Annotated in this window: 1 pseudogene; it reads left to right on the top strand. The window is 61.7% G+C overall.

Features of this window, described 5'->3' with window-relative positions:
- Positions 1-248 (top strand): annotated as a pseudogene (locus AC0IYH_RS33185) (MFS transporter); the annotation flags it as partial.

Here is a 248-nt window from a genome sequence, read left to right as displayed (position 1 = left end):
CAAAGCGACCTTGCTGGTGGGCATGGCCGCCTGGGCGCTGCGCTATGTGCTGTTCGCCTACGGCAATAGCGGCGAGCTGGTGGCATTTTTGGTCGCCGGTATCGTCCTGCACGGCGTGTGCTACGACTTCTTCTTCGTCTCCGGGCAGATCTACACTGACGGCAAGGCCGGCGAGAGCATCAAGAGTTCTGCGCAGGGCCTGATCACCCTGGCCACTTATGGCGTCGGCATGCTGATCGGTTTCTGGG

Source organism: Pseudomonas sp. AC463 (assembly GCF_979253585.1).
This window is presented reverse-complemented; position numbering and strand designations above follow the sequence as displayed.